We start from the raw sequence: 10,906 nt of genomic DNA on the forward strand, positions 1-10,906 counted from the left end.
AAAAACTCTAAAGTTTGTGAAGTACACTCTATAATTTCGCTAGCTTTTTTTATATTGAAATTCATTTCCGTTTCCCCTTTTAGTAAGTAGCGCAAGTATATGTTCACACAGTTTAAGAAATCACATGCAGTTCCCAATATTATACATTGGTTTTTTAGAAATATAAATCGTTCAGCTTTTCATACGATAAGTTTTTTCAAGCATACAATTATTTTTTCATAAAAAGGAATATGGCTAATCATATTTTTTGGAGAATACACATTCTTGAAAATGAAGCTAATACGTTAAACGTCCTATGAAGTTCCTATTGTATCTCCACATAAACTCCAGATAGTACGGCTATAATGACTACCAGAGGTGATATTATGAAAAACTATCATATTCTCGTGGTAGAGGACGATCAAGAAATTCAGGAATTAATTAAACAATTTTTAATGACACAGCATTATACAGTGGTAGTCGCTTCAGATGGACTAGAGGGTATGACACAATTTAATAAGCAATCATTTGATTTAATTCTTCTAGATGTCATGATGCCCAATCTTAATGGATTTGAAGTTTCTAAAATGATTCGAAGTCAGTCAAACGTACCAATTATTATGCTAACTGCGTTGGAAGAAGAGGAAGATCAAATGAAAGGATTCGACCTTGGGATCGATGACTATATAACAAAGCCCTTTTCATTTCATGTTTTGATTAGACGAGTCGAAGCTGTACTTAGAAGAAGTTATGATAAAAATGTAAATAATCATTTGATATTTAAAGAAGTGCGTATTGATGTGGATGCATATAGAGTATATGTAAATGACGTTGAAATTATATTAACGACAAAAGAGTTTGAAATTCTACAACTACTATTTCAAAATGAGAGAAAAGTACTCACAAGAGAAAATATCGTTGAAAAGGTTTGGGGTTACGATTATTTTGGAGAAACACGAATAATTGATACACATATTAAAAACCTACGCAAAAAATTAGCTATCCCTTATATTAAAACAATAAAGGGTATTGGATATAAAATTGATGAATAGTATTGTGAAACTCATGAAAATGAAGCAAATTACTTATAAACTCTTTATGACTACATCTCTCATTTTATTATCCTTTGCAGTATTGATTTATTTAACTTTATACTTCTTTCTCCCTACGTTTTATGAGCAATATAAAACAGATCAACTTCAAACAGGGATAAACGAAATCATTGATAAGTCTAAAAATCTTACGTTTCAAGATGCGATACCACTTTTTGATGAATACGCCAAAAAAAATAATGCGATGCTTTATCTTCAAAATAAAGAAGGAGTAATTATTTACTCTCCTTCATTTTCTTTTATTCAAAGTGGTACCCAAAAAACAGTAGTTACTAAAGCAACACGATTCGAGAATGCAAGTACCCTTAGCAATTCATATAACGTTACGAAACCAATTCAATTTCAAGATGGTAGTTTAACGCTTGTAGTGTTTGCTACATTTCAACCGATTGATGAAGCTTCACAGGTTTTAGTACGCTTTCTCCCCTATATTAGTATCATTGTGCTTGTTATTGGTATAGGAAGTGCTTATTTTTATTCCAGGTTTATTACAAAGCCACTTATTTATATTAATGAAGGTGCACAAAAGATGGCAAATTTAGATTTCTCCGAAAAAATTGAGGTTCGCTCTACAGATGAGTTAGGAGAATTATCTAATAGTTTGAATGACATGTCTATTAACTTGCAACAAGCTATGTTTGATTTGAAAAAAGCAAATGAACAATTAAAAAATGATATTGAAAAAGAAAGAGAAATAGAAACAAAACGCAGAGAGTTTTTTGCGATTGTAGCACATGAATTAAAGTCCCCTCTTACTGTAATGAAAGGATACTTAGAAGGAATGATATACAATATTGGCCCTTATCAAAATCGCGATCAATATTTAAAGAAAAATCATCAAATTATTGAAAGTATGGAACAATTAGTTCGTGAAATTTTAAGCGTATCGAAATTAGAACAACACACCTTCAAACTAAAAGTAGAGGAAGTTAATCTTTCAAAGTTAATAGGTGCAATCACAAAAGATCTCGAATTTTTTGCTTCTCAAAAAAGCATTGAAATAATAAAAGAAATTGATTCTGACCTTTCTATTTATACCGATTGTGCTCTTTTAGAAAAAGCATGTAAAAATATTATTCACAATGCGGTTATGTATTCACCACATAATGAAAAAGTCTATATAAAGTTAAGTGAGGATTCGAAACAAGGTCAAATCGAAATGCAAATTATAAATACAGGTGTCAATATTAAAGATGAAGATTTACAACAAATTTTCAAACCATTTTATCGAATTGAAAAATCAAGAAATCGAAATACTGGAGGAAATGGTTTAGGGCTATATATTGTTAAGCAAATTCTTGAAACGCTAGATATAAAGTATTCAATAAAAAATATGGAACATAGTGTGCAATTTTACATGAGTATTCCATTATCTAAACATAAAAACAAACAAACTCTCCTTTAAATAGGACGAGTTTGTTTGTTTTTGTAGTAAGTATAAATTTATTAACAGGTTTTTCACTTAATGGACAAATACTGCTTCTTAGATGGCGATTATCATAAGTAGTGACAAACTGTATTCAACTTACATATTTATCTTCTACTATAACAGCAAAAAAACGAAATTCCGCTTAACAGCAAATTAGATTCTCTTATTCGAGATGCATTTCATCTATGAAGATGAAAAGGAAGATGAAAAATGCATATTTCCCTCCATTTTTCAGATTAATTTAGAATTCTTTTATGATAAGCTATATGTAAAGATTAAATATAAAACATAAAGGATGATTCGTATGCAAATAAGACCAGAGGTAAGTGAATATAACTCCTATTATGCAACGTATACCAACTTGGTATCAGACGGAAATATCATACATATTCTAGAACAACAAATGAAGGACACAAATCTTTTATTAAAGGGAATTTCTGATAGTGAGGGACTTTTCCGGTATGCTCCTACTAAATGGAGTATAAAAGAAGTAATCGGTCATATAGCAGATACAGAACGGATTATGGCGTATCGATTGCTATCAATCGCTCGAGGCGAGACAGCAGAACTTCCAGGCTATAATGATGATATGTATGTTCTTAGAGCTGCTTTTGATAAGCAATCTATGCAAGATCTTCTTGAGAATTTAATAGTTGTTCGCCAATCTACCCTGTATTTACTTAGAAGCTTAGATAAAGAAGCTTGGTCACAAAGAGGAAATGCGAATAATTCTGAAGTTACAGTTCGTGCATTAGCATACATCATTGCTGGTCATGAGCTTCATCACCTTCAAATTATAAAAGAACGTTACCTTGGTTCTGATTTATATCCAGCAACTTAATATTTGAAGAAAAAGAGTCCTATTTATGTAGTGCTCTTTTTCAGTATTTATAACGGATTAGCGCTTAGAACCATGGCAATTAAATGCATTTATTTATAAAATTCACCACATAATATTTATGCTATCCCCTCTTATTCTGTACATAATTTTCTTTAGGCTGATATACTATAAACACAATAGTTCTGGAAAGGTGATGATAGTATGTATGAACAACAAAATAATAGAGATAGAGATCAAAAAATGATGTTTTCTATGCAGGGAGTTCCCTCAAATAAAATTAACATGAATCAATTACCTAAATGGATTAGAATTTTTGGCTATTGTGCGTTTGGTTGGATAATAGTATTTAGTTTAATTATGATTGTAGGTTTAATTCTGCAATAACTATACAGATACACAGTTAAACGGGACAGCATTTAGATTATATATCTAGGTACTGTCTCGTTTTTCATATGTGATTATCCCATGATATAGGTAACCAATTATAATAAAAAGAACTTGTAGAATATCCTACAAGTTCTTTTTCAAATATTATTAAAACGGGAACAACAAACTATTTTAACATTCAGTACAGGGAGACCATTTTGATTATGGCTTGATATTATTATAAATCAAATATAAGCTTTTGAAAGGTCTAGATTTTGAAAATTATGTGAATTAAATAACTACGATGTTTATATTAGATTTCATTTACGACCAACTTCTTCTTACTTAAATACACTGCACGATCTGATTTTTTAGCAACCGCCTGTGAGTGCGTCACAACAATAATGCATTTATTCTCTTTATGTGCAAGTTCTTGAAACAGTTCTATAATATCCATTGCGGTTTCCTCGTCGAGGTTTCCTGTCGGCTCATCTGCAATCAGTAAATCAACATTACAAGATAGTGCTCGAGCAATTGCTACACGCTGTTGTTGTCCACCGCTTAGTTGCAGGACGTTTCGTTTCGCTTCAACTTCTGTGAGTCCTACCCTTTCTAACAATTCTAATGCTCTTGCTGTTTTATTTTGCACTTTAACACCTGTAATTTCCATTGCTGTTAAGACATTTTGAAGAGCTGTCATATAGGTTATTAAGTTATAAGATTGGAAAATTACAGATACATTTTGATTACGGTATCGATCCAAACCAATTTTTCTAATATCTTTGCCATTATACAGTACATAACCATTTTTAGGGACATCTAGTCCACAACCTAAGCTTAGAGTTGTGGTTTTACCAGATCCAGATGGTCCTAAAATCGTGTAGAAATGTCCTTTTTGAAAAGAAAAGTTAACATTTTCTAGTATCGCTACATTTTTTCCATTACTTTCATAATAATAATCCAAATTTTTAAACTGTAAAATTGTCTCCATATCGAGCCTCCTCATTCATCTTTTAAAAGAATTTGTTTTGGGTTTAAACGTAGAATAGATAATGCCGGAAGAAGCGTTGCTATTATAGCAATAGCTAGTCCAATTCCACCCATTTTCCCTACATCTTCTCCTGTTACACTTACATCAATTTTATCAATTGGATCTTCTTTTTGATTTTGTAGAGTACCACCAGGTCCAGCCATCATTACAGTACCATGTTGCGAGGTATCTGTTTCTTCGCTTGCAGTAGCAATTTCATTCGAAAGTAAATTATCCCCGATATATTGAGAAACTTTAGCTCCTGTTGTTATAGATAATCCAAATGCTAAAATAGCGACACATACTACTTCTACTACGAACTGTGCCATCAGTTTCCACTTTTTCTCTCCAATGGACAATAGAATCCCCATTTCCTTACGACGTCCTTTAATTGATAGCATAATAATTAATCCTAAAATAATCGCACCTGCAATCGATACAATATAAATAATCATTTGAGAAGTCGAAGAGATATTTTCGATAGGACCAATCATTTGCTTGTACAATGAATCATGCGCATCTAATTTATAATAATTAAAATCAATATTAGATTTTTTTGCTTCTTTTTTAAATGCATCAATATATTGTGGATCATTCAAGAAATACACGACTTGAACACTACTTATACCTTGGTCTACTTCTAATTTTTTCATAGTTGAATGCGGCATATATAGTTTATTAGCTGGATCCATAATAGGAGGAGCCTGTTGACCCATTGCTTGCTCATTTGTTTCGTAAATACCGATAATTTCAACTTCAAGGGTTTCCTTCTTATCCCCTGATTGCACTTTAACTTTGTCTCCTAATTTCAAATTGTTTAATTCCGCTAATCGTTTTTCCATTAAAGCTACATTCTGATCCTTCATTTGCTCTGTTATTGGTTTTCCATCAATGATTTTACTTTTTCCGTTTTTAAAGCTTTCTTGTAATGCAGTCTTGCGAACTCCCTCAATCATAAAAGAAGCATTCATATCTATTTCTGTACCAGAGCTTGAACCGCCTCGCGCAGCCGTCATTCCCACTTTACCTTTTCCTTCTTCTTCTCCTTCTGAAGCTCCTACTAGTTTAAGCCCATCAGAAATACCGAAAGTGTTAGCTATGTAATTATAATCTTTTACATACTTGGACTTCGCTAATTGATCTGTTTCTTTTGCATCGAGCTGCGGCGGATTTGGCATTTCTCCAGTTTCCTTAGCTTTTTGACCTATTTTGTCGAAATCAAGACCTAAAGTAACATCTGCACCAAGTTTTTTTCTTGCAGCATCCGCTGCTTTTTTTGATGCATTTTGGATTGTGAAACCTGAAAGAACCAAATTTGTAACAATCAGAAAAACTGCCATCAAAATTAATGATGTTCCTATCCTTTTTTTCATACTGAGAATCGCTCGTTTCATAAAATTCATTTTTCTTACCTCCTTGATAACTTGTATTCTATATAGGTTATCTAGAGTTTATATGGAGCTAATCGGTAGTTTAACTAGAGATATAAGGAGTTTATGTGTAGTTATTCATTTACCTGTTCAAGAAAAACTAGAACACAAATTCAAAAATGCAGTCGTTTTTGAATATTGGTAAGGAGTTAGTCAATTTAAGAGATTTATAGAAAAGAGAGGTTAAGCTTAATTTAATGTATATAATATAAAAAATATATTTATTGTATAATTTCTATACAATAAATATAGAGAAGCTATTTGTGAATATCTAGATGGGAATTGTTAAGTTCCTCATAGAAATTACATCTTTTAATAAGAAAAGAAACAAGTTAACATTCTTCTTAAATTTTAATATAAATTATTTATAGTTTTATTTTATTGCAAGATTTATAATATAATATACAAATTTATCACCTATTTTTATAATTCAAGCACCTACTATTAGAAAAAGGGAATATTTCCCAATTAATTTAAAACATAAATTTTGTCTATGTTTTAAACAATATGTATTTTGGAGGAGGTTAATTTGATTTTTTCAAAACTCATTGATCGGTACGCCTTATATGATTTACACAAAAAAAGAAGTGTAGCGTTTCAGTTTACTTCCCTTTCTAACACTTCATTAAATATAAAGAACATAGAATCTTTTTATAAAGTAAAACCATCACATTTTCATTTTGACATTAAGCATTCAAAGCAGGAAAATGAATACATGGTTGGGCAATTCAACTATAAAAGTTCGGTTCAATCCGGTGATTCACACAACGACTCTGTAACTGGGGAATTATTCTTACATAAAAATGAAAATGCACCTCATGTTATCTTTGTTCACGGTTGGAGAATGGATTCTAACGAACGTGTGAAAAAAATATTCCACGATCATATGACCAGCCTGAAGTGGAATATGTATTATTTCACTCTACCCTATCATTTTGAAAGAAAACCCGATCAATCCTTATTCAGTGGAGAGTATATGGTAAGTGCAAATATTGAACGAACATTACAAGCAACTAGACAAGCGGTAGCTGATTTACGAGCTTTGATTAAATGGATTAAAGCAAATAAAAAGGGGCCCCTGATTCTAATAGGAATTAGTTTAGGCGGATTTATTACTAACTTAACCTCTCTTGTTGAAGAAGAGATTGATGTGTTAGCATCCATTTTCTATGCAAATCGACTTTCTTATTCTATTTGGAATACAACTCCAGGTAAATTTATTAGAGAAGACTTGGAACATCATGGTGTTACGTATGATGATTTAATAGATTATTGGAAAATCACTGAACCGAGTCAAGCATTACCAAAAGTACAAAAAGAAAATATTTTATTAATTTCAGGTAAGCACGATCTATATGTGCATTCTGAGGATACAGACTACTTGTGGGAAGCTTGGGAAAAACCTACACGATATATTTATACATGCGGGCATGCCGGGATCGTTCTTAAACGTAAAAAAATTGCAACTGATACTATCAATTTTATTCAAAATCGATTGAACGCCCCGCACTTATCCAATGCCATGCCTTAAATCGCGAGATTACTAAGTACAAAATCTTATACTTATATTGTTATATTTTTTACTAGTCACCTTTGTAAATCTTAGCCCCAAGCCTTACACGATTGAAAATGAAATAAAGTAAATAACTAAAGAACTAATTTACCATATGGAAAAACATTGCTCAGCATTTTCACCAGTGGTCCCTGTATATGCAATATTACATACAAAAATATTTATTTATTACATTATTTATTTAAAAATAAATTATTCATCCATTAATCTATACCATCCTTATTTACATTTATGGATACCCTAATTACATATGAAAAAGAGAGAAGAACATTGGTTAGTTCTTCTCTTTTTGTTTATTTTTAAGGTAACTATCTATAAAATTTTGCTTTTCATAATTCTTCATGAGTCTAGAAAATAAATTTTTCTAATGTACATAATTACAACGACATTAAAACACTTTGCTCTTAAATCTGCTACTTGTATTATTAATTGCATGAAACTCCTTCTTGAGAAAGGTTTTAATTTCCGAATATTCTGTTGACCGTTATAACATATCCAATTTACAATTTAATTGTGGTGTTCTTTCACAATTAAACTACTTAGGATACACTTCGTTTATTTGAAAACAATTACAAATAGAGGTGCTAAAATGAAAACTAGAGTAAATCCAGAATTATTACAAGGGTTAGAGATGTTTCCGGATCTCGATTTACGCCCAGAAAATTTGCAATCAATCAGAGAAGGAATAGCTCAAATGAGACCACCTACCGTTGTTGATGACTCCCTTTCTTTAACAGATAAAGTCATTGCTGGGCCTGATGATAATCCGTTACCATTACGAATTTATCGTCCAAAATCAAATCATGAATCTTTACCTGTCTTATTATGGATACATGGTGGAGGTTATATCTTAGGGTCTATAGATGATAACGATGATACTTGTATGAGGTTTGCAAAAGAAGCTAGTTGTGTGGTCGTGTCTGTAGACTACCGCTTAGCACCTGAACACCCTTACCCAGCACCAATTGAGGATTGTTATTCAGCTTTAAAATGGATTGCTGATAATGCAAAGTCATTAAACATTGATTCGAATCGAATTGGGGTTGCAGGAGTAAGCGCTGGCGGTGGACTAACAGCAGCATTATCATTATTAGCCCGAGATCGAAAATATCCTTCAATTTGTTTACAAATGCCACTATATCCAATGATTGATGACAGAAATGATACACCTTCAGCGAATGAAATTAAAGAGGGATTTGTTTGGAACCAAAAGGCAAATGAAGCTGGTTGGAAAATGTATTTAGGAGAAATGTATGGAACGGATCAAATCCCTGCCTATGCAGCACCTTCTCGAGCTGAGGATTATAGTGACTTACCGTATACTTACACATTTGTTGGTCAATTAGATCCATTCCGCAGCGAAACATTAACCTATGTAAGCAAACTAGCACAAGCTGGTGTTGATGTGGAGTTTCATTTATATCCAAATGCCTATCACTGGTTTGAAGGGTTAAATCCAAATGCCGATGTATCTATTTATGCTGTGAACGAAATAGTACAAGCAATAAAGACTGGTTTCAAACGAGTATCCAAGGTTGAGGCTTAATCCCATTACAAGAGAAACACTTATAAATAGTATATATGTATTTATCGTTTAAATATAATAGCCGATTCTAAATAAGAATCGGCTATTAATATGTAAAATCCGCCTAATATATCAAGGTTGAGAAACAGATATAAGATGTTTAGGCGATGTGTTTATTTCTTCTGCTAATGCTTTTATGTTCATCATGATTTGAAGTATTTCTTCTTTTGTTGTTCTTGGGTTGATAGAGCAAAGTCGAATTACTACTTTTTCTTTTAATTTAGTCGTACTTAGCATAGCAAATCCTCTTTGATTAATTTCTTCCACCAATTTTTTGTTTATTTCATGAATTGTATCTGTAGATGTTAGCTCACATGGAATATAACGAAAAGTAACAATTCCTAATTGGGCAGGTGTTACTACTTCCCAATCTTTTTCTTTCCTTAAAAACTCTTCAACTTGTTCAGCTAGCATAATGCCATGATCAATTGCCTCACGAAAAGCTGTAACTCCGAATGCTTTAAAAGAAAGCCATACCTTTAATGCTCTAAATCTACGAGAAAGTTCAATTCCACGCTCCCCAAAATTCACTTTTTCTTCTATATTAGTTTCTGTATCCTTAATATACTCTGGGATCATACGGAATGTTTCACTTAAATATTGGCTATTTCGAATAAGTACACAACCAACATCATAAGGCTGAAAAAGCCATTTATGCGGGTCTAACGTTAAAGAATCGGCACGATGAATTCCACTTAATAACTCCCTTCCTTTTTCACTGAGAATTGCTGCAGCCCCATAAGCTCCATCCACGTGTAGCCATATATCTTCATCACCACATACATCAGCCAATTCATCGAGGGAGTCCACCGCTCCGCAATTCGTTGTCCCTGCATTAGCAATAACACAGAATGGTTTTTTCCCTTTTAATCGATCTTCTTTTATTTGTTTTCTTAAAGTACTAACTGAAATTTTTAAATCTTCATCTGTCTCAATTCGGCAAATTTGATGCTGTTTAAAACCTAATACTTTAAGTGCTCGATCTACAGAAAAATGAGTTTGGTTAGAAAAATAAACAATCGCATTTTCTATGTCATTATTCAGCTTGACCTGTCTCGCTACAGTAAGTGCAGTCAAATTAGCCATGGAACCACCACTGACAAATAATCCTTCAGCTGAATCAGGGAATCCTAGCATTGATTTTAACCAGTTAATTGTCGTTAATTCAATTTGTTCGGCACCTGCACCTACTATCCAAGCTGTAGGAAATACATTAAACCCACTTGCTAAAAAATCTGCTAATACACTAACATAATTATTAGGACCTGGCACAAAAGCCATAAAATGAGGATGATCCACATGAGTAATTTGATTAAACACATTGTTATTAAGAAAATGAAGTAATTCCTTTGGATTAGATCCGTTTTCCGGAATCGTTTCAATTAGCTTGTCTCTAAAAATATTACTATCAATCGTTTCTGAAACTGGTTTACTTTTTAAATGATTCATATGATCAACAATCAAGTCAACCGCTTGATATCCTAACTGACGCATCTCTTCGGCTGATAACTGCAAGTTTTTTGTCATTTGATTTACTCCTATTCTATTTAAAAAGGCGAGT

Annotated in this window: 9 protein-coding genes; 6 read left to right on the forward strand and 3 right to left on the reverse strand. The window is 32.3% G+C overall.

The window, feature by feature from the left end:
• Nucleotides 1–365: 365 nt before the first annotated feature.
• The 4 genes from NST86_RS13675 (at nucleotide 366) to NST86_RS13690 (ending at nucleotide 3,745) form a co-directional block, all read left to right on the forward strand.
• Nucleotides 366–1,031, forward strand: a complete 666-nt coding sequence (locus NST86_RS13675) for a response regulator transcription factor (RefSeq protein WP_000800727.1) — start codon at nucleotides 366–368, stop codon at nucleotides 1,029–1,031.
• A complete protein-coding gene (locus NST86_RS13680) occupies nucleotides 1,024–2,496 on the forward strand; it encodes a sensor histidine kinase (protein ID WP_001084901.1) in 1,473 nt (490 codons plus the stop codon). Before NST86_RS13675 ends, NST86_RS13680 begins: the two co-directional genes overlap by 8 nt.
• A 328-nt stretch (nucleotides 2,497–2,824) precedes the next feature.
• On the forward strand, nucleotides 2,825–3,361 hold the full coding sequence (locus NST86_RS13685) for a DinB family protein (RefSeq protein WP_086423214.1): 537 nt from the start codon (nucleotides 2,825–2,827) through the stop codon (nucleotides 3,359–3,361).
• A gap of 201 nt (nucleotides 3,362–3,562) precedes the next feature.
• A complete protein-coding gene (locus tag NST86_RS13690; RefSeq protein ID WP_000273229.1) occupies nucleotides 3,563–3,745 on the forward strand; it encodes a hypothetical protein in 183 nt (60 codons plus the stop codon).
• 295 nt (nucleotides 3,746–4,040) lie between these two features.
• Here NST86_RS13690 and NST86_RS13695 read toward each other — a convergent pair whose 3' ends face one another.
• Together NST86_RS13695 and NST86_RS13700 are read right to left on the reverse strand one after the other, a co-directional pair.
• Nucleotides 4,041–4,718, reverse strand: a complete 678-nt coding sequence (locus NST86_RS13695; RefSeq protein WP_000447862.1) for an ABC transporter ATP-binding protein — start codon at nucleotides 4,716–4,718, stop codon at nucleotides 4,041–4,043.
• Nucleotides 4,719–4,729: 11 nt separating this feature from the next.
• A complete protein-coding gene (locus tag NST86_RS13700; RefSeq protein ID WP_086423213.1) occupies nucleotides 4,730–6,160 on the reverse strand; it encodes an ABC transporter permease in 1,431 nt (476 codons plus the stop codon).
• 556 nt (nucleotides 6,161–6,716) lie between these two features.
• On the opposite strand from NST86_RS13700, the gene NST86_RS13705 reads away from it, so the two are divergent.
• Nucleotides 6,717–7,718: an alpha/beta hydrolase gene (locus tag NST86_RS13705; RefSeq protein ID WP_061663157.1), complete on the forward strand. Its 1,002-nt coding sequence runs from the start codon at nucleotides 6,717–6,719 to the stop codon at nucleotides 7,716–7,718.
• A gap of 631 nt (nucleotides 7,719–8,349) precedes the next feature.
• Nucleotides 8,350–9,306: an alpha/beta hydrolase gene (locus NST86_RS13710; RefSeq protein ID WP_016118038.1), complete on the forward strand. Its 957-nt coding sequence runs from the start codon at nucleotides 8,350–8,352 to the stop codon at nucleotides 9,304–9,306.
• Between the two features lie 111 nt (nucleotides 9,307–9,417).
• Here the strand turns inward: NST86_RS13710 and NST86_RS13715 are convergent, their stop codons facing one another.
• On the reverse strand, nucleotides 9,418–10,872 hold the full coding sequence (locus tag NST86_RS13715; RefSeq protein WP_086423212.1) for a pyridoxal phosphate-dependent decarboxylase family protein: 1,455 nt from the start codon (nucleotides 10,870–10,872) through the stop codon (nucleotides 9,418–9,420).
• Between the last annotated feature and the right edge of the window lie 34 nt (nucleotides 10,873–10,906).

The sequence above is a fragment of the Bacillus sp. FSL L8-0199 genome (assembly GCF_038005705.1).
Taxonomy (GTDB): Bacteria; Bacillota; Bacilli; order Bacillales; family Bacillaceae_G; genus Bacillus_A; species Bacillus_A cereus.